The sequence below is a fragment of the Methylobacterium sp. C33D genome, from assembly GCF_053345825.1.
In genome coordinates this window covers 203,437-222,015 of sequence record NZ_JBKFAV010000005.1, presented here as the reverse complement: position 1 = coordinate 222,015, position 18,579 = coordinate 203,437, and the positions used below count along the sequence as shown (strand labels likewise).

At 74.5% G+C, this 18,579-nt stretch carries 17 protein-coding genes and 1 pseudogene; 12 read left to right on the top strand and 6 right to left on the bottom strand.

The window, feature by feature from the left end; genetic code table 11:
- Positions 1–610: pseudogene (locus tag ACLBXO_RS05585) on the bottom strand (glycosyltransferase); the annotation flags it as partial.
- Between the two features lie 325 nt (positions 611–935).
- Here ACLBXO_RS05585 and ACLBXO_RS05580 point away from each other — a divergent pair.
- Genes ACLBXO_RS05580 through ACLBXO_RS05565 form a run of 4 tightly spaced genes read left to right on the top strand, consistent with a single transcriptional unit; the run spans position 936 to position 4,583 of the window.
- Positions 936–1,568 (top strand): PadR family transcriptional regulator, encoded by a 633-nt coding sequence (locus tag ACLBXO_RS05580; protein ID WP_447684723.1) that lies wholly within the window; start codon positions 936–938, stop codon positions 1,566–1,568.
- Positions 1,565–2,593 carry a rhamnosyltransferase gene (locus tag ACLBXO_RS05575; RefSeq protein WP_447684722.1) on the top strand — a complete coding sequence of 343 codons (1,029 nt, stop codon included), beginning with the start codon at positions 1,565–1,567 and terminating at the stop codon, positions 2,591–2,593. Before ACLBXO_RS05580 ends, ACLBXO_RS05575 begins: the two co-directional genes overlap by 4 nt.
- Positions 2,590–3,546 (top strand): glycosyltransferase family 2 protein, encoded by a 957-nt coding sequence (locus ACLBXO_RS05570; protein ID WP_447684721.1) that lies wholly within the window; start codon positions 2,590–2,592, stop codon positions 3,544–3,546. Before ACLBXO_RS05575 ends, ACLBXO_RS05570 begins: the two co-directional genes overlap by 4 nt.
- On the top strand, positions 3,543–4,583 hold the full coding sequence (locus tag ACLBXO_RS05565) for a hypothetical protein (RefSeq protein WP_447684720.1): 1,041 nt from the start codon (positions 3,543–3,545) through the stop codon (positions 4,581–4,583). The genes ACLBXO_RS05570 and ACLBXO_RS05565 overlap by 4 nt, the downstream gene beginning before the upstream one ends.
- A gap of 7 nt (positions 4,584–4,590) precedes the next feature.
- Here the strand turns inward: ACLBXO_RS05565 and rutD are convergent, their stop codons facing one another.
- The 4 genes from rutD to rutA form a co-directional block, all read right to left on the bottom strand.
- Positions 4,591–5,373: a pyrimidine utilization protein D gene (gene rutD, locus ACLBXO_RS05560; protein ID WP_331318958.1), complete on the bottom strand. Its 783-nt coding sequence runs from the start codon at positions 5,371–5,373 to the stop codon at positions 4,591–4,593.
- Positions 5,370–5,756 carry a pyrimidine utilization protein C gene (rutC, locus tag ACLBXO_RS05555; protein ID WP_020093352.1) on the bottom strand — a complete coding sequence of 129 codons (387 nt, stop codon included), beginning with the start codon at positions 5,754–5,756 and terminating at the stop codon, positions 5,370–5,372. The genes rutD and rutC overlap by 4 nt, the downstream gene beginning before the upstream one ends.
- A 114-nt stretch (positions 5,757–5,870) precedes the next feature.
- Positions 5,871–6,632, bottom strand: coding sequence for a pyrimidine utilization protein B (gene rutB / locus ACLBXO_RS05550; RefSeq protein ID WP_447684719.1), 762 nt, complete (start codon positions 6,630–6,632; stop codon positions 5,871–5,873).
- A 35-nt stretch (positions 6,633–6,667) separates the two neighbouring features.
- Complete coding sequence (gene rutA, locus ACLBXO_RS05545) at positions 6,668–7,762, bottom strand: pyrimidine utilization protein A (protein ID WP_447684726.1); 1,095 nt, start codon at positions 7,760–7,762, stop codon at positions 6,668–6,670.
- 453 nt (positions 7,763–8,215) lie between these two features.
- On the opposite strand from rutA, the gene ACLBXO_RS05540 reads away from it, so the two are divergent.
- A complete protein-coding gene (locus ACLBXO_RS05540) occupies positions 8,216–8,629 on the top strand; it encodes a DUF4864 domain-containing protein (RefSeq protein WP_447684718.1) in 414 nt (137 codons plus the stop codon).
- A gap of 80 nt (positions 8,630–8,709) precedes the next feature.
- Here ACLBXO_RS05540 and ACLBXO_RS05535 read toward each other — a convergent pair whose 3' ends face one another.
- Positions 8,710–9,036, bottom strand: a complete 327-nt coding sequence (locus ACLBXO_RS05535; RefSeq protein ID WP_447684717.1) for a hypothetical protein — start codon at positions 9,034–9,036, stop codon at positions 8,710–8,712.
- A 261-nt stretch (positions 9,037–9,297) separates the two neighbouring features.
- On the opposite strand from ACLBXO_RS05535, the gene thrC reads away from it, so the two are divergent.
- From thrC to ACLBXO_RS05500, 7 genes are all read left to right on the top strand, one after another.
- Entirely contained in the window at positions 9,298–10,710 is a 1,413-nt protein-coding gene (gene thrC / locus ACLBXO_RS05530; protein ID WP_331318806.1) for a threonine synthase, read from the top strand.
- A gap of 100 nt (positions 10,711–10,810) precedes the next feature.
- Positions 10,811–12,106 (top strand): M16 family metallopeptidase, encoded by a 1,296-nt coding sequence (locus ACLBXO_RS05525; protein ID WP_331318804.1) that lies wholly within the window; start codon positions 10,811–10,813, stop codon positions 12,104–12,106.
- Positions 12,107–12,322: 216 nt separating this feature from the next.
- Positions 12,323–15,253, top strand: a complete 2,931-nt coding sequence (locus ACLBXO_RS05520; RefSeq protein ID WP_331318802.1) for an EAL domain-containing protein — start codon at positions 12,323–12,325, stop codon at positions 15,251–15,253.
- 67 nt (positions 15,254–15,320) lie between these two features.
- Entirely contained in the window at positions 15,321–15,734 is a 414-nt protein-coding gene (locus tag ACLBXO_RS05515) for a globin family protein (protein WP_331318801.1), read from the top strand.
- 155 nt (positions 15,735–15,889) lie between these two features.
- Positions 15,890–16,270: a hypothetical protein gene (locus ACLBXO_RS05510; RefSeq protein ID WP_447684716.1), complete on the top strand. Its 381-nt coding sequence runs from the start codon at positions 15,890–15,892 to the stop codon at positions 16,268–16,270.
- 29 nt (positions 16,271–16,299) lie between these two features.
- Positions 16,300–17,259, top strand: coding sequence for a ferredoxin--NAD(+) reductase (locus ACLBXO_RS05505; protein WP_447684715.1), 960 nt, complete (start codon positions 16,300–16,302; stop codon positions 17,257–17,259).
- 68 nt (positions 17,260–17,327) lie between these two features.
- The gene (locus ACLBXO_RS05500) at positions 17,328–18,392 is read left to right on the top strand and encodes a hypothetical protein (protein WP_447684714.1); all 1,065 of its coding nucleotides are present in this window, start codon (positions 17,328–17,330) and stop codon (positions 18,390–18,392) included.
- The last annotated feature ends 187 nt before the right edge of the window (positions 18,393–18,579 follow it).

Genomic DNA, 18,579 nt, shown 5'->3' with positions numbered 1-18,579 from the left:
CGAAGGTGATCCCGCGGGTGAGGCAGTAGGCCAGGGTGTCGAATTGCGGCGCCGGCTCGCGGCCCTCGCGCCAGCCCGAGGCCATGTAGTGGTCGACCGGGTCGACGCCGGCGGCGGCGAGGTCGGGATTGCCGGCGAGATAGAAGGCGCCGTCGACGAGGCGGCGGGCGAGGCGGTGGGCCTCGGCCGTGTCGGGCTTCGGCAGGGCTTCGGACTCCCCCTCCCCGCCGGCCCCGCCGGCCCCGCCGCGGCGGCGCGCCAGGGCGTGCAGGAGCGGGTTGATGCCGGCGCGGGCGAGGTGGGGATGGGCGGCGAGGTAGGCGGCAGAGTCGAAGTCGGGGCGCGGGTCGCGGCCCGCGCGCCAGCCGTGGACGAGGTAGTCGCGCACCGGGTCGGCCGTGATCCCGTACCAGCTCGCGTAGAACGCCGCGTCGACATGCGGCGTCAGGACGGCGATCAGGCGCGCCTCGAGATCCGCGCCGGTCGCCGGGCCCGCCCAGCGTCGGTGCAGCGCCGCCGGCTTGGCCAGCGGGTCGCGCAGCCGGCCGAGGCGGCGGCGCATCCGCGTCAGGGCCGAGATCCGGCCGGTCCCGTCTGAGCCGCGGCGCATCTCAGGACTCTGCGGAGGGGCGTTCGCCGCGGACCGTCACGGGGCGCGGGATCCATCGGCCGCCCGCCGGGCGGGCGCGGTCGAGGCGCGGGGCTCTGATCGGGTCATGGGCGGCAGCTGGCGGGCAGCGTCGGAGGCGCGAGGCGGCGCGGGGGGATCGTCCTGTCGGACACAAGTCGCACTAACGGAACCGGCCGACTCCGTAAACCGTGGGGTGCCGGCACCGCCCGCGCCGGAGGCCGGTCGCCCGACGGACCGGCGGCCTTGCAGGCGATGGTATTTCGATATATCTATTTTTTAGACATATCGAGATCGGATCGAATCGATGCATCGCCGCTTCCCGGACTTCCTCCACGCCGATCCCTTCGAGGCCTTCCGCGTCCGCGCCCATCGCGGCCCGATGGGCAACGATCCCCGCGGACGGCACGGGTCCCACGGTCACCCGGGCCGCGGCCCCGGCGAGCGCCGGATGTTCGGCCGCGGCGGCCGCAGCGACCTCGCGCGCTTCTTCGCCCACGGCGACCTGCGCCTCGTCATCCTCCACCTGATCGCCGAGAAGCCGCGCCACGGCTACGAGATCATCAAGGCGATCGAGGAGCGGGTCGGCGGCGCCTACAGCCCGAGCCCCGGGACCGTCTACCCGACGCTGACCCTCTTGGAGGAACTCGGCCACGTCACGGTGACCCCCGGGGAGGGCACCAAGCGCCTGCACGCGATCACGCCGGAGGGGCAGGCCTTCCTGGACGGCAACCGCCCGACCCTCGAGGCGATCCTCGCCCGGATGGCGGAGGCCGAGGCCGCCCGGGGCGACGGTCCCCCGCCCTCGGTCGTGCGCGCCAAGGAGGGCCTGAAGCTCGCCCTGCAGATGCGGCTCGCCCGCGGCCCGCTCAGCGCCGAGCAGGCCGCCGCCGTCACGGCCGCGCTGGAGGCGGCGACCGCCGCGGTGGAGCGGGCGTGACGGGCCATCCCGAGCCCGTCACCGGCCCCGTCGCGGGGACGCGGCCGGTGCCCGACCCGCGGCTCGGCCGCGTCGTCCTCGGGATCACCCTGTTCCGGCCGCGACCGGACCAGGTGGCGCGCGTCCGGGACCTGGCCTCGGCCGGCTACGCCGCGGTGGTCGCCTTCGACAATGGCGGCCTCCCGGCCGGGACGGCCGACCAGCTCGCCCGGGCCGGCGTGACCCTGCTGTCGGCGGGCACGAATCTCGGCATCGCGGAGGCGCTCAACCGGATCGCGGCGGCCGCCCGCGCCGCGGGGGCCGGGACCCTCCTCCTCCTCGACCAGGACGCCGAGCCGCCGGCGGACCTCGCCGCCGCGCTGCTGACGGCCCGGGACCGGCTGCGGGAGGCCGGGATCCCGGCGGCGGTGGTGGGCCCGGCGCCCGCGCCGGCACCGGGCCACAAGGCGCCGGCCTACCCGCCCCGTCCCGGCGCGCCGGCACGCGACGGCCTCGCCCCGGTGCAGTTCCTGGCGACCTCGGGCTCGCTCGTCGACCTCGACGCCTTCGCGCGGGTCGGGCCGTTCCGCGGCGACTTCTTCATCGACGGGGTCGAGCTCGAATGGTGCTTCCGTGCCTGGAGCCTCGGTTACGGCTGCTACCAGACCCGCGCCGTCGCGATCCCGCACCGCGTCGGCGGCGGGACGATCCGGGCCCTCGGGATCGCGATGCCGCGCCAGCCCCTGTTCCGCATGGCGACCTACCTGCGCAACGCGATCTACGCGTGGCGGCTGCCGCATGTGCCGCCGCGCTGGAAACTCGCCCAGGCCGCCTACCTGCCGCTCCAGGCCGGGCTGTACTGGGCGGATTCGGGCTTCCGGCCCGCCGTGCTTCTCAGGCTCCTCGCGGCCGCCCGCGACGGCGCCCTCGGGCGCCTCGGGCCGCCCCGGGACCTGCCCGGAGACGCGGCCGGAAAGGCGGCCGGAAAGGCGCCTCGAGATCGGCCGAGAGATCGGACGCGAGCTCTGCCCCGGGACCTGCCGTGACCGACCGCCCTGCCCTCGACGTGGTGATCGTCAACTGGAACGGCGGCGGCCTGCTGCGCGCCTGCCTCGCGAGCCTCGCGGCCGCGCGGGACGCCGCGGCCGTGCAGGTCACCGTGGTGGACAACGCCTCGACGGACGGCTCCACCGAGAGCCTGCCCGTCCTGCCCCGCCCGCTCCGGCTGATCCAGAACGCCGCGAATCTCGGCTTCGGCCGGGCCTGCGACCAGGGCGCCGCCGCCGGCGACGCCCCCGCGATCCTGTTCCTGAACCCGGACACGCAGGTCGCGCCCGACGCCCTCGGCGCGGCCCTGGCCGCCCTGATGGCCGACCCGCGGACCGGGATCGTGGGCGCGCGGCTCGTCGACCCGGACGGGCGGACCGCGCGCTCCTGCGCCCGGGCGCCCTCGGCGCTGGGCCTCCTCGGACGCGCCCTGGCGCTGGACCGCCTCGGCCTCGTGCGGCCGCACTTCCTGCTCGAGTGGGACCACGCGGAGGACCGCGCCGTCGACCAGGTGATGGGCGCCTTCCTGATGATCCGCCGCGACCTGTTCCGGGCGCTCGGCGGGTTCGACCCGCGCTTCTTCGTCTACTGGGAGGATGCCGACCTCTGCGCCCGGGCCCGGGCGGCGGGCTTCGCGGTGCGGCACGTGGCCGGGGCGGTCGCCCGCCATGTCGGCCAGGGCACGACCCGGCAGGTGCGGGCGCGGCGGCTGTTCTACTTCCTGCGCAGCCAGATCCTCTACGCCGGCAAGCACCACGGCGCCGCGACGGCCCTCGGCCTGGCGGCGGCGAGCTTCGGCGCGCAGGTGCCCCTGCGGCTCGCCCTGGCCCTCGCCCGCCGCTCCCCCCGGGAGGCCGCGGAGGTCCTGCGGGCGGCGGGCCTCCTGGCCGCTTCGCTGCCGGGGCTCGTGCCGGATCTCCTCGGCTCCGCGCGCGCGCGGAGCCCCTCTTGAGCGGGACCGCGATGTCGCGCCGCGCCCGCCGCGCAGGGGCCGGCCGCCCGATCGACCCGGACGCGGCCGTGAACCTGCCGGTCACCGGTGACGGCCGGTTCTGGGCCCGCGCCTTCCTGGGCCTCGGCCTGCCGGCCTGCCTCGCGCTGGCCTGGATCGGTCTGCCCGGCGAGACCCCGTCCGCCTCCGCCCTCGCCGTGGGCGGCCGGCTCGCCGGCATCGCGGCGTTCCTGAGCCTGGGGCTCGCCGCCCTGGCCCTGGCGACCCGGGGCCGGGCCGCGCTGTTCGCGCTGCTGTGCTTCCCGGCCTCGCTCGCGGCCGCCGCCGGACCGGACGGGCCCGTCCTCGCCCTGGCGGCGCTCGCGGCCGCGTTGCTCGGCCCCCGGCCGATGACGGGCCGGCACGGATCGGCGCGCCGCGCCGGCGCGGCGCTGGCGATCGCCCTGGTGGTGCTGGCGCGGCCGGCCTGCGCGCCCCTCGTGGGGATGCTGCTGGTGCCGTTCCCGCCCGCGGGACGGCGCGTCCGCGCCTGGCGGGAGCGGCTGCCGCTCGCCGCGTTCGCCCTGCTGCCGGCGCTCCTGCCGGCGCTCCTGCCGGCGCTCCTGCCGGTCTTCCTGCCGGCCCTGCTGCCGGCCGCGAGCCCCGGGCTTCCGCCCCCCGCCGCGGCGGGGAGCGGATTCGTGTCCCTGGCCGTCCCGCTGCCCGGGTTCCTCTCCGCGGTCTGGGCCGCCGCGCTGCTGGTGCCGCCCGTCGCGCTGCGGCGCGGCCCCCTGCCCCCGCCCGCGGAGCGGCTGTGGCTCTCGGGCTGCGCGCTGCTCGGCCTCTGGCTGGCGGTGCTGCCGCAGGCCCTCGCTCCGGCGGGCGGCCTCGGCGGGGTGCAGGTCCGGGACCTGCTGCCGCTGGCGCCGATGCTGATCCTGGCCTTCGCCCGCGGGCGGATCGGCACCGCGGCGGCCCTGCGCTGGCCGGCCCTGCTGCCGGTGCTGGCCGCCGCCCTCGACGCGGTGGTGCTGCCGATGATCGCGCTGCGGGCGTAGCGGGCGCTCAGTCCCGGTCCAGGAAGTCCAGGAGCGCCCGGTTGAAGGCCTCGGGCCGGGTGACGCTGTGGGCGTGGCCGCCCTCCGGGGCGAGGGCGAGCCGGGCGTTGGGCAGCGCCGCCGCCAGCCGCTCGGACCGGGTGTAGGGCACCAGCACGTCGTCCCGGGCGGCCATGACCAGGGTCTCGTGGCCGATCGACCCGAGATGGTCCGCGATGGTGAAGCGCTCCAGGGCGGCGATGCGGGTCAGCACGGTCTCGGCGCCGGGGAAATGCGCCAGCGCCTGCGCCTCGTCGGCTTCGACCCGCTCGGCCTGCGCGGAGAGCCAGGGGGCCGGGTACAGGAAGATCGCCTGCGCCCGCACGTAGGCCTCCGGGCCGCCCCCGGCCAGGATCGCCCGGCGGGCCGCGAAGCAGCGGCGCGTGGCCGGGTCCATCGCGTCCCAGCCGTTGATCACCGCGAGGCGCCCGACCCGCCCAGGGGCGTCCAGCGCCATCTGGAGGGCGATCAGGCCGCCGAGCGCGTGGCCGACCACGTCGGCCCGGTCGATCCCGGCCGCGTCCAGCACCCCGAGCGCGTCCCGCGCCATGGCGGGGATGTCGTGGTCCGGCGCGAGCGGGCCGGGCGAGCGCCCGGTGCCGCGATGGTCGTAGGTGACGACCCGGAACCGGCCGGTCAGGGCCGCCATCTGCGGCGCGAAGTAGCCCGCCGCGCCGCCGAGGCCCGGTGAGAGCAGCACCGGCCGGCCGCCCGCCGGGCCGGCCACCGCGTGGTGGAGCGGGCCCATCAGCGGCCGATATGGGCGATCGCCGCGATCTCCACGCGGGCCTCGGGCTTCACGAGGCCGCACTGGATGCAGTAGCGCGCCGGCTTCTCGCCCGGGAAATACTCGGCGTAGACGGCGTTGATCGCCGCGTAGTCGGCCCAGTCCGCCAGGAAGACGTGGTTGAAGGTGACGTCGTCCATCGTGCCGCCCGCGGCCTCGACCACGCCCCGGATGGTCTCCAGCACGTGGCGGGTCTGGGCCGCCGCGTCGCCGGCATGGACCACGTTGGCCTCCGCATCGAGCGGCAGCGTGCCCGAGACGTACAGGATTCCGTCGGCCAGGGTGCCCGGCACGTAGGGGGCCAGCGGCTTGCCGGTTCCCGGCGGTATCACGACCTGCTTGGGCATTCCCCTGCGCCTCCCGCGCGCGACCTGTCGGCCGGGCCGGGCAGGCCGCGCGGGAGGCCGCGTCGCGGCGGTCCTCGCGCTCCCCGCCGGTCACCGGCGGGGGGCGCGATGCACTTATCCGGCCAGATCGCCGCCGGATCTATCGATCCCGGCGTGTGAAGACGCCCCGAGGGCGGCCTCGAAAGCGGCGACGTCCGAGACCCAGCCGAAGAAGGTCTCGATGTTGGCGAGCGCCGCGCGCTGCAGGCTCTCCGGCCCGGCCTGGTGCGTGGCGTCGGCCAGCACGATCCCGAAATACTCCCGGTGGAACCCGTCCCGCAGGGTCGACTCGACGCAGACGTTGGTGGCGATGCCGGTGAAGACCAGCGTGGTCACGCCCCGGGCCCGCAGGGTGCTGTCGAGGGGCGTGTTGTAGAAGCCGCTGTAGCGCGGCTTGCCCATCACGATGTCGCCGGGCTCCGGATTCAGGGCATCCACCAGCGCGTAGTCCCAGGATCCCTTGGCGAGCAGCTGCGCGTTCGCTTCAGGATTCCGCCGCATCGTCTTGAGGGCGTTGGATTTGTGCCAGTTCGGCGAGCCCGGGCCACCGGCCTCGACATAGGCCGGGTCCCAGCCGTTCTGGAACCACAGGACCGGGATGCCGGCGGATCGCGCCGCCGCCACCGCCCGGGCGATCCGGGCGATCACCGGGCCGGTGCCCGACACGTCGAAGCCGGCCCGGTCGAGGTAGCCGCCCGGGCTCGCGTAGGCGTTCTGGACGTCCACCACGATGAGGAACGTGGTCGCGGGATCGAGGGCGATCGGCTCCGGGCGGGCCGGCAGGACGACGCCGCCGTGCCGGCCCTGGGCGTCGCGGTAGCCGGCGGGGCGATCCATCGGGTCATCCATCGGGCGGTCCATCGGGCGGTCCATCAGGCGACCTCCGGCAGCGGCGCCGCCGTCACGTGCCGGCGCGACCGCATCAGGGGCTGGATCCGGGTCCCGAAGTCGTCGAGGCCCTTGAGGAAGTCGTCGAAGACGAGCAGCACGCCCTCCACTCCGTCGATGGTCATGACGGCGTCGAGCATCGCGGCCACGCTGGCGTAGCTGCCCACCAGGGTGCCCATATTGAGGTTCACCGCCGAGGTCGGGTCGGCGAGCTGGCGCACGTTGGTGTCGCTGCCGGACTTGGTGTCGGCGGCGCCCTGGACGCCGAGCCACGCGATCGCCTCGGCATCCGCGCCCGCCTTGTAGTGCGCCCAGGTCGCCATGGCGGCGTCGTCGGTCTCGTCGGCGATGATCATGAACAGCGCGAAGGCGGTCACCCGCCGCCCGGTCCGCGCGCCGGCCTCGGCGAGCTTCTCCACCACGGGCGCGAAGGCGGTCGGCGTGTTGAGCCCCTTGCCCAGGCAGAAATTGTGGTCGGCGTACTGGGCCGTGAAGGCCAGCCCGGCGCCGCTCTGGCCGGCGCAGATGATCTTCACCGGCGCCTGCGGCCGCGGGCTCAGCCGGCAGTCGGTCATCTGGAAATACGTGCCCTTGCGGTCGCTGGCGCCCGTCTCCCACAGGTCGCGCAGGATCTGGGCGTACTCGGCCAGGTAATCGTAGCGCTTGGCAAAATACTCGTCGCCCGGCCACAGGCCCATCTGGTCGTATTCCGGCTTCTGCCAGCCGGTGACGAGGTTCAGGCCGAAGCGCCCGTCGGAGATCGAGTCGATGGTCGCGGCCATGCGCGCCACGATGGCGGGCGGCAGGCACAGGGTCGCCGCGGTGGCGAACAGCCGGATCCGGGTGGTGACGGCGGCGAGCCCCGCCATCAGAGTGAAGGATTCGAGATTGTGGTCCCAGAACTCGGTCTTGCCGCCGAAGCCGCGGAGCTTGATCATCGACAGGGCGAAGTCGAGCCCGTAACCCTCCGCCTTCAGGGTGATCGCCTTGTTGAGCGCGAAGCTCGGGCGGTACTGCGGGGCGTTCTCCGACAGCAGCCAGCCGTTGTTGCCGATCGGGATGAACACCCCGACGCTCATGGCCGGTGCCGGACGGGCATCGGCGCTGTCGTCCGCGTGGCTCTGCATCATCGTCCCGCGCTCCGCCCGGTCGGTTCCCCCGGAACCGAGTCGACGCCCGGAGGCTCGCAAAACAGCGGCGGAGGGTCAAACCCGCGCCGCCCGTCGGGCGCGAAAATGCCCATCTTTCCAGCGACTTGCACAACCAGGGCGCGATGCCTGCCCAACCCGTGCGCGCGTCCCGACCGGCCGCGCCCGTCCGCCGGGACGCGCTCCACCGCGCTTGACCGCCGCGACGTCCGCGCGGCGCGAGGACCGGTGACGGCGCGGCGATCATCGTCGGCACGATCACGGACCGATCACGAACCGATCACGAACATTGTCGTGGGCGTGGCGGAGACCATCTTCCCGTGACGATGATGGATCTCGGTCCGACACTGGCGGACTTTGCCGGACCTTGCCGGAGTGACAGCGATGCGCGCGTGGCCCGCCCTGCTCCTCGTCCTCGTCCTCGCGGGGCCGGCGGCAGCCGACGAGGCGGGGCGCGCGGCGGCCCGTGCGGTCATCGCCAAGCAGGAGCAGGCGCTCGGCCGCGACGACGCGCAGACGGCCTACGAGCAGGCCGCGCCGGGGATCCGGGACCTGTTCCCGAATGCCGACCTGTTCATCGGCATGGTCCGGAACCAGTACCGTCCGGTCTACCGCCACCGCAGCTTCGTGTTCGGCGAGGCGCACGACACGGACGCGGCGGGCGTGGTCCAGTCGGTGGCGATCCAGGACGAGTACGGCGTCGACTGGACGGCCGAGTACAGCCTCGCCCGCGACGCGGACGGCCAGTGGCGCATCACCGGCTGCCGCCTGACCAAGGCGCCCGGCACGCGCGCCTGAGATCGCGGCCCGAGACCGCGCGCCCGAGACCGCCCCCCGAAGGACGCCCGCCGCCGGCGCGGCGGGCGCGGAGGCCGGGCTCAGGGCCGGAACGTCGCGAGCTTGTCGAGCATCTGCAGGGTGACGTCGGCGCACGCCTTGGTCGTGTCGTCGTCGGCGCACTTCACGTCGACCCGCGCGTCGCCGCGCTCCAGCACGATGTGGGCGGCCCGCGACGGCGGCGGCGGGGGCGGGGGCGGGGGGCCGTCCGGACCGGGACCGCGCCGCGGGTCGCCGGGGGGCGGGGGTGGCGCGCCGGCCTCGGGGCCGGGCCTCGGGCCGCCGGGCGGCGGCGGCGGGGCCTGCGCGAAGGCGACGGTGCCGGACAGCAGCGCCGCGACGCCCGCGAGGGCGATGATTCGGGTCATGTCGGCTCTCTCCGAGACGGGATCCGCCCCGCCGGTCCGGGGGCCGCGGGGCGGTCCGGCTGTAGGACGCGGCCGGCCAACCGGCCCTGAACCGGCCCGTTCAGCCCCGGTTAAACCGCCGGCCCGGCGCGGACCGGCCCGAGATCCGTGTCGCGCCGCGCGCCCGCGCGCCGGACCGGCAGCGACTTCGGCGGCGCGCGCCCGGCTTTCGACAGGTCCGCCCGCATCGTGTAGAGGGGGCGCCTTCCCTCGGAGGACCCTGTGCTCCACGTCTCGACTCGCGGCGCGGCCGCGCCGCTCTCGTTCTCGGACGCGCTCCTGGCGGGCCTCGCCCGCGACGGCGGGCTCTACGTGCCGCAGACCTGGCCGCAGATCGGCCATCCGGAGATCGCCGCCCTGGCGGGCCGGCCCTACGCGGAGGCCGCCAAGCGGGTGCTGCGCCCGCTGATCGACGGCGACATCGCCGGGCCGGACCTCGACCGGATGATCGACGCCGCCTACGCGACGTTCCGCCACCCGGCCGTCTGCCCGCTGACCCAGCTCGACGACAACCTGTTCCTGCTGGAGCTCTTCCACGGGCCGACGCTCGCCTTCAAGGACGTGGCGATGCAGCTGCTCGGGCGGCTGATGGACCATGTCCTGACCCAGCGCGGCGCCCGCGCCACCATCGTGGGCGCGACCTCGGGCGATACCGGCTCGGCCGCCGTGGAGGCCTTCGGCGGCCTCGACCGGGTCGACGTGTTCATCCTCTACCCGCACGGGCGCGTCTCGGAGGTGCAGCGGCGGCAGATGACCTCGGTGCCGGCGCAGAACGTCCACGCGCTCGCCGTCGACGGCACGTTCGACGATTGCCAGAACCTCGTCAAAGCCCTGTTCCAGCACGCCGATTTCGCCGACGCGGTGCGGCTGTCGGGCGTCAACTCGATCAACTGGGCCCGGGTCGCCGCGCAGGCGGTCTACTACTTCACCAGCGCGGTCGCGCTCGGCGCGCCCCACCGCCCGGTCTCGTTCGCGGTGCCGACCGGCAATTTCGGCGACGTGCTGGCCGGCTGGGTCGCCAAGCAGATGGGCCTGCCGGTCGGGCGGCTGATGATCGGCACCAACGCCAACGACATCCTGGTGCGGACCCTGGAGCACGGCGCCTACGAGCTGCGCGGCGTGGTCCCGACCACCTCGCCCTCCATGGACATCCAGATCTCGTCGAACTTCGAGCGTCTGCTGTTCGAGGCTCTGGGGCGCGACGCCTCCTCCCTGTCGCGGCTGATGGCCGGGCTGAAGCAGTCCGGCGGGTTCACGCTGAGCCCCGAGGTGCTGGCGACGGTCCGCGCGGAGTTCGACGCCGTGGCGGTGCCGGAGCCCGACGTCATGGCGGAGATCGCCCTGACCCAGGCCGCCACCGGCGTGGTGCTCGATCCCCACAGCGCCATCGGCGTCCGCGCCGGGCGCCGGCTCCTGGAGCAGGATCCCGCGACCCCGGTCGTCGCCCTCGGCACCGCGCATCCGGCGAAGTTCCCGGACGCGGTCGCCCGGGCCACCGGCGGGCTGCGCCCGCCCCTGCCCCCGCACCTCGCCGACCTGATGGACCGGCCCGAGCGCCTGACCCGGGTGGAGAACGACCAGGCCGCCCTGGAGACGCTCATCCGCGAGCGCGCCCGCATCACGAGGGGTGCGTGAGCCCGGCGCGCGTCGCGCGACGCGCCCCCGCACCCCGTCCCTCTCCCGCACGGGAGAGGGGACCCGCGCCGCATCCGGTCCCCTCCGCGACGAGCCGTCGATGAACCAGCATTTCTCCACCCACGCCGCCTCGCCGTCGCTGCGCACCACGCGGCTCGACAACGGCGTCACGGTGGTGACCGAGCCGATGCCGGGGGTCGCCACCGCGAGCCTCGGCGTCTGGGTCGGGGCCGGCTCGCGCAACGAGCGCGCCGACGAGGCCGGCCTGTCCCACCTCATCGAGCACATGGCGTTCAAGGGCACGCGCACCCGCTCGGCGCAGAAGATCGCGGAAGAGATCGAGAATGTCGGCGGCGAGATCAACGCCGCCACCTCGACCGAGGGGACGAGCTACACCGCCCGGGTGCTCGGCGAGGATGCCGGCCTCGCCCTCGACGTGATCGGCGACATCCTCACCGATTCGGTCTTCGACGCGGGCGAGCTCGCCCGGGAGAAGGGCGTCATCCTGCAGGAATACGCCGCCGTCGAGGACACCCCGGACGACGTGGTCTACGACGCCTTCACGGAGGCCGCCTTCCCGGACCAGCCGGTCGGCCGGCCGATCCTCGGGCGCCCCGAGACGATCCGGAGCTTCGACGAGGCGGGGATCCGCGCCTATCTCGATCGGGAATACACGCCGGACCGCATCGTGGTGGCCGGCGCCGGGGCGGTGACCCACGAGGCGATCGTGGCGGCGGCCGAGCGCCATTTCGGCGCCCTCCCCGCCAAGCCCGCCCCCGCGGCGGTCCCGGGCGTCTACGGTGGCGGCGAGCGGCGGATGCCGCGCAAGCTCGAGCAGGCCAACGTGGTGATCGGCCTGCCGGGCCTCTCCTTCCGGGACGAGGGCTACTACGCGCTCCACATGTTCGCGCAGGTGCTGGGCGGCGGCCTGACCTCGCGGCTCTGGCAGGAGGTGCGCGAGACCCGCGGCCTCGCCTACGAGATCCAGGCCTTCCACTGGCCGTTCTCGGATTGCGGCCTGTTCGGCATCGGCGCCGGCACCGCCGGCGCGGACCTGCCCGAGCTCGTCGACGTGACCCTGGCGGCCACCGCCCGTGCGGCCCGCGACCTCGACGCCACCGAGATCGCCCGCGCCAAGGCGCAGCTGAAGGTCTCGCTGCTCTCGGCCCTGGAGACGCCCGGCGGGCGCATCGAGCGCAACGCCCGCCAGATCCTGGCCTGGGGCCGGGTGATTCCCGCCGGGGAGGTGATCGACAAGGTCGACGCCGTCACGGTCGAGGACGTCCGCGCCGCGGCGGCCGCGATGCTGCGGGGCACGCCCACGCTGGCGGCGATCGGCCCGATCCGCAAGCTGCCCGCCCTCGACAGGATCGCGGGCGCGCTCCGGGGAGCGTAGGGCAGCTTCGGCCGCTCGCCGCGCCACCGTCTCTGCGAGGGGAGCGACCCAGGACAGCGCGTGCGATGACGGAGAGGGCGGCAGAACGGCCGCCCCCGCCCCGGCCAACTTGATTTGGCCGCAAAGGGGCGCGATCCGCGGGCGGTGGACCGGCCCCGGGGCGACCTTGCCCCGAGTCAGGCCCGCGCCTATCGATCGAGGCCGCCCGGGCGGCCGATGCCGCAGCTCGCACGGCCGGAAGTCAAGACACCCTTGCGCATCCTCGCCCACCTCCTGACCCTGGTCGGCGGCCTCGTCGGTGCCCTCGCGCTCACGCTCGCCGCGAGCGCGCCCGCCCAGGCCGTGGAGGCGGTCCGCGTCACCCTCGACGCGCCGGTGATCGACCTGACCACGGCGATCGAGCGCTACCGCTCCGACGGCGACCTGATCCAGATCTCCACGGCGCCCGGCAAGGACGGCATCGTCCGGCGCATCGTCGTGAAGGCGCGCGACGCCGGCGCCCGGCCCGACTGGATCGTGTTCGCGCTCACCAACGACACCGATGAGCAGATCGACCGCATCCTGGTCGCCCCGCATTTCCGGCTGGTCGATTCCGGGGTGATCTGGCCCGATCTCGGCGGCTCGCGCATCGCCGCCATCACGGCGAGCCAGGGCATCCGGCCCGAGCGGGACGAGAACCCGGAGGCCGACCAGTTCACCATCACGCTGGATCCCGGCGCCACCGTCACCTACGTGGCCGAGCTGCGCGGCTCCAACGTCCCCCAGCTCCGCCTCTGGGACCAGGACGCCTACCGGCGCAAGACCGCCGGACTGACCCTCTACAAGGGCATCATCATCGGGATCAGCGGCCTGCTGGCCCTGTTCCTGACCATCGTGTTCGTGGTCAAGGGCGCGATCATCTTCCCGGCCGCCGCCGCGCTCGCGTGGTCGGTGCTCGCCTATGCCTGCATCGATTTCGGGTTCCTGCAGCGGGTGTTCCCGGTCACCGAGCTCGCCGAGCGGGTCTACCGGGCCTCCGCGGAGGCGGTGCTCGGGGCGACGCTGCTGGTCTTCCTGTTCGCCTATCTCAACCTCGCCCGCTGGCACGTGCGCTACAGCCACGTGGCGTTCTTCTGGCTCGCCTTCCTGGCGGGCCTCGTCGGGCTCGCGGTGTTCGACCCGCCGGTGGCGGCGGGCGTGGCGCGGATCTCGATCGCCGCGGTGGCCGGGATCGGCCTGCTGCTGATCGTCTACCTCGCCGCCCATAACGGCTACGACCGCGCCATCCTGCTGGTGCCGACCTGGCTGCTGCTGGTGGTCTGGGTCACGGCGGCGGGCTTCGCGGTCACCGGCCAGATCGGCAGCGACCTCGTCCAGCCCGCCCTGATCGGCGGCCTCGTGCTGATCGTGATGCTGATCGGCTTCACGGTGCTCCAGCACGCCTTCGCGGGGGGCGGCCTCAGCCACGCCCTCGTGTCCGACACGGAGCGGCGCGCGCTGGCGCTGACCGGCGCCGGCGACGTGGTGTTCGACTGGGACGTGCCCGCCGACCGGGTCTTCGTAGGTCCGGAGATCGAGGGCCAGCTCGGCCTCGCCCGCGGCACCCTGGAGGGGCCGGCGACCAACTGGCTGGGCGCGCTCCACCCGTTCGACGTGGAGCGCTACTCGGCGGCCCTCGACACGGTGATCGAGGAGCGGCGCGGCCGCATCGTCCACGACTTCCGCCTGCGCTCGGAGGCCGGCACGTTCTTCTGGTACCGCCTGAAGGCGCGGCCGGTGATCGGCGCCGACGGCGAGGTGATCCGGGTGGTCGGCACCATCGCGGACGTCACCGAGATCAAGACCGCCGAGGAGCGCCTGCTCCACGACGCCGTGCACGACAGCCTCACCGGCCTGCCGAACCGCGAATTGTTCGGCGACCGCCTCGACGCGGCTCTGGCCTTCGCCGGCCAGGACCAGCGCCTCAAGCCCACCGTGATCGTGCTGGACGTCGACCGGTTCAAGGGCATCAACGACGCGATCGGCCTGTCGGCGGGCGATTCGATCCTGCTGACCCTCTCGCGCCGGCTCGGCCGCCTGCTGCGCCCGCAGGACACCCTGGCCCGGGTGGCCGGCGACGAGTTCGCGGTGATCCTCCTCTCCGAGCGCGACCCCGACCGGATCCTGGCCTTCGCCGAGATGATCCGCCGGGCGATCGCCACGCCGATCACCTACGCCGACCGCGAGATCTTCCTGACCGTCTCGATCGGCCTCGCGCTCTACGAGGCCGGCGCCAACCTGAAGCGCGACGAGGTGTTCAAGAGCGCCGAGATCGCCATGATCCAGGCCAAGCGCAACGGCGGCGATCGGATCGAGGTGTTCCGCGCCCACATGCGCACCGACCGCTCCGACCGGCTGATGCTGGAGAGCGACCTGCGCAAGGCGATCGAGCGCAACGAGTTGCGGGTCCTGTTCCTGCCGGTGGTGCGGCTCGAGGACCGCACCGTGGCGGGGTTCGAGACCGTGCTGCGCTGGGACCATCCGAAGCTCGGGCGCATCCCCGCCTCGACCTTCCTGCCGCTCGCCGAGGAGAGCGGCTTCGTGGTCAATCTCGGCATCTTCGCCCTGGAGCGCACCGCCCTGGAGCTCGCGGCGTGGCAGCGCTCCCTGGAGGTCGAGCCGCCGATCTTCGCGGCCTGCAACCTGTCCTCGCGCCAGCTCCTGCGCCACGACCTCCTGCACGACGTGAAGACCGTGCTGGCCCGCTCCGGCGCCCTGCCCGGCTCGCTCAAGCTGGAATTCAGCGAGAGCCTCGTGATGGAGAACCCGGAATACGCCGCCCAGATGCTGGCGCGGATCCACGACCTCGGCGCCGGCCTGTGCCTCTCGGATTTCGGCACCGGCTACTCGGCCCTCTCCTATCTCCAGCGCTTCCCGTTCGACACGATCAAGGTCGACGCGACCTTCGTGCGCCAGATCGGCACCGGCCAGACCGCGATCCTGCGCTCCATCGTGCGCATGGCGAGCGAGCTGAACCTCGCCATCGTGGCGGAGGGCTGCGAGTCCGAGGCCGACGCCCAGGCGCTCGCCGGTCTCGGCTGCGAGTACGCCCTCGGCCCGGCCTTCGGCGAGCCGATGACCATGCTGCAGGCCCGCCAGATCGTCGGTGCCGCCCCGGAAGCGGCCTGAGATTCGATCCGGACGGGCCCGCTCGGTATACTGCCGGCCAACGATCCGCGCGGCGGCAGGTGACGCGATGACTCCGGACCAGATCAGGCTCGTGCAGGACAGCTTCGCGAAGGTGCGGCCGATTGCCGGAACGGCGGCCGACCTGTTCTACGGCCGCCTGTTCGCGATCGCCCCGGAGGTGCGCCCCCTCTTCCCCGCGGACATGACCGAGCAGAAGCAGAAGCTGATGGCCATGCTCGGGCTGGCGGTCGCCAACCTGAACCATCCGGAGACCGTGGTGCCCGCGCTCCAGGATCTCGGACGCCAGCACGTGGCCTACGGCACGCGGGACGCCCACTACGCGCCGGTGGGGGCGGCCCTGCTGTGGACCCTGGAGCAGGGCCTCGGCGTGGACTTCACCCCGGAGGTCCGCGAGGCCTGGACCGAGACCTACGCGCTGGTCGCCCGCGTGATGAAGGCGGCCGCCGCGGACGCCGCGTGAGCGGCGCGTCGAGCGGCGGGCGCGGACGGGCCGAGCGCCACCGCGGAGCGCGGGGCGGCGAGAGTCGCCGATCGGTTTAAGCCCGTCTTAACCATGTCCGACCAAGCTCCTGTTGATAGGCGGGCCCTTCAGCGCCCGCGATGGGGATGGGTCGGATGGCCGAGGCGGCACGGCGTTACCAGCAGGCAGGCGGCTCCGACCTCGTGCGCCGCCTGATGGCCCGGCCCGTCCGGCTGGAGCAGCAGGCCCGGACCCGGATGCCCCTCCGCGACCCGCGCCCGGTCGACGCGTTCGCCGACACGTATGCCGACACGGTCGCCGACGACGCGGAGGTGCGGGACGAGGCCGACGCGATCGCCCGCCTCGAGACCGAGCTGCAGGTGATGAAGGCGGTGCTCCGCGCCCAGCGGCAGGAGGTCGAGTCGCTGCGGGCGCAGCGCCAGCTCCTCACCGAATCGGCCCCGACCGACGATGTCCGCGCGACCCGCGAGCGCTGGGCGGCCCTGGTCGACTCGCTCCTGATCCGCGCCCGCTGATCCGTCACCAGGGCATGCGGGGGAGAGCCATGGGGGCGCGCTGCTCGCTCGTCGTCAACGGTCGGTCGGTCCGCGTCTCGACCGGCGACACGCCGCTGGAGGCGGCGCTGGCCGAGGGCATGATCGCGCCGCTGCAGGCGTCGCCCGGCAACCTGCTCGCCGGCCAGGGCTTGGCCCAGGGCTTGGCCCAGGGCTTGGCCCAGGGCAGCACCGCGCCGTCCGGCCGCCGGCATCCGGCCCGGCGGGCCCGGGCCGAGGCCCTGCGGCCCGCCCTCCCCGGCGCCCCGATCCAGGGCCAGGAGGAGGCGCCGCCGCCGCCCGTCGCCGTCCGCAAGGGCACGGTCACGGAGATCCGCCGGCTCAGCCCCGGCATCCTCGAGATCGTCGCGACCCTGACCCGGCGCCCGACCGGCGAGCCCGGCCACCAGGCGCTGGTGACCTTCGCGGGGCTGCCGACGCGGACGCTGTCCCCGACCCTGCGGGTCGACGGCACGACCGAGATCAACGACGCGGTGTTCCACGTCGCCCGCGACCCCGAGGGCGATCCCCTCGACGGGCTCCGCCTCGACCAGCCGGTGCGCCTCAAGGGCCCCGTCGGCCGGGGGCAGTACCGCCCCGGAGGCGGCCGGCTCGTGCTGGTGGCGGCCGGCGCCGGCTTCGGCGCGATCTGGGCGATCGCCCGGGCGGCCCGCTACGTCGAGCCCGCCCGCGAGATGGCCCTGGCCGTCGGCGCCCGCGACGCCCTGGACCTCTACATGCGCGAGAGCCTGGACTGGCTGCGCCGCACCGGCGTCGGCCGGATCGTGCTCTGCGCCGATCGCGGCCGCCAGCGGCCGCCGGACGTGCGCTCCGGCCCGCTCAGCGCCCACCTGCCGAGCCTGCGCGCCACCGACGTGGTCCACGTGGCGGGCGACGTCTCGACGGTCGGCGCCGTGCAGGTGCTCGCCGCCTCGGTGGGCGCCCGCTGCTACCCGATCGTGATCGACTGACCGCCGTCGCCTCGACGCGGCGGCGCCCGGCTGCTACCGGGCCGGTCCCGACCCCGATCCGAGCCCCGATGGTCCGCGTCCTCTGCCTCGGCTACAGCGTCACGGAGCTGCCGGGCTACGTCGAGCGGGCCAACGCCCTGGCCGAGGCCGAGGGGCGCCCGGTCACCTTCCTCCGCAGCGGCTGGGGCGGCCATTCGCTGCCCTCCATCGCCGCCCTGATCGACGAGATCCTGGACGCGATCCCCTGCGACAGCGTCCTCCTCGAGCTGTTCACCGGCAACGTCCGCTACTTCGACGGCGCGACGATGCGGGCCTATCTCGACGACATCCTCGCGGCGACCGCCCGGCGGGACCTGCCCGTCGCCTTCCTCAACCTCCACCAGGGCGGCGTCGACTACGCCGCCGAGCCCGTCGCCGGCCTGCTGGCGGAGTACCGCGCCCTCTACGGGATCCCCTATCTCGACATCGCCGCCCCGGTGGCGGCCGCGGGCGCGGGCGACATCACCTACCTGCTGAAGGACGCGACCCACGTCACGCCGGCGGGCGCCGACCTCTACGGCACCCTGGTCTACAGCTTCCTCCGCGCGCCGCCGCCGGGCCGGGCCTATATCGACCGGTTCCGGACCCTGCCGGGCCGGTTCGAGGCCCTGCCGCTGCGCGCCCTCCCCGGCCTGACCTGCGGGTTCACCCTCCGCCGCAACGGCATCCCGCTGGACTTCCTGGAGATCCCGGAGGGTACGCGCGTCGCCGTCCCCCTGGGGCGCCCCCGCGACGTGATCGGACTCCTCGTGACCTACGGGCCGCAGGCGGGCACGCTGACGGTCGGGGACCCGGCGACCGGGCGGGCGCGGGCCCTCGTCGCCTACGACGCGTTCTCCTACTACACGCGCGCGATGTTCCGCAGCGTGACCCTCCCGGCGGCGCGCGCGCTGACGATCGCGCAGTCGGCGGAGCGCCCGGACATCGCCCTGCGCAAGGGCGCGCCGGATCCGGGCCCGCGGATCGGGCGCGTGTCGCACGTCGTCTGCCGGCGGAGAGCGGGCCTGGCCCAGCGCGCCGCCCGCCTGCTCCACCGGCTACGGCGCGGCCTGCGCCGCCTCGGGCTGCGGGCCGGCCTCGTCCGCGGGGCCTGAGAGCCGGTCGCCCGAGGCCGGCGCGGCGCCGAACGACCGGCTTACAGGCGTCGATGTAAGTCTCTCGGTTTCTCAGTATTTGTTTCAATGGTGGAAGTGTCGCGGAGCAAAATCGGGCCCCGAAATCCGCGCGCGGGCTTGATCGCGCGTGGATCTTCGCCGGATCGGTATGGTAAAGTCCGATCGA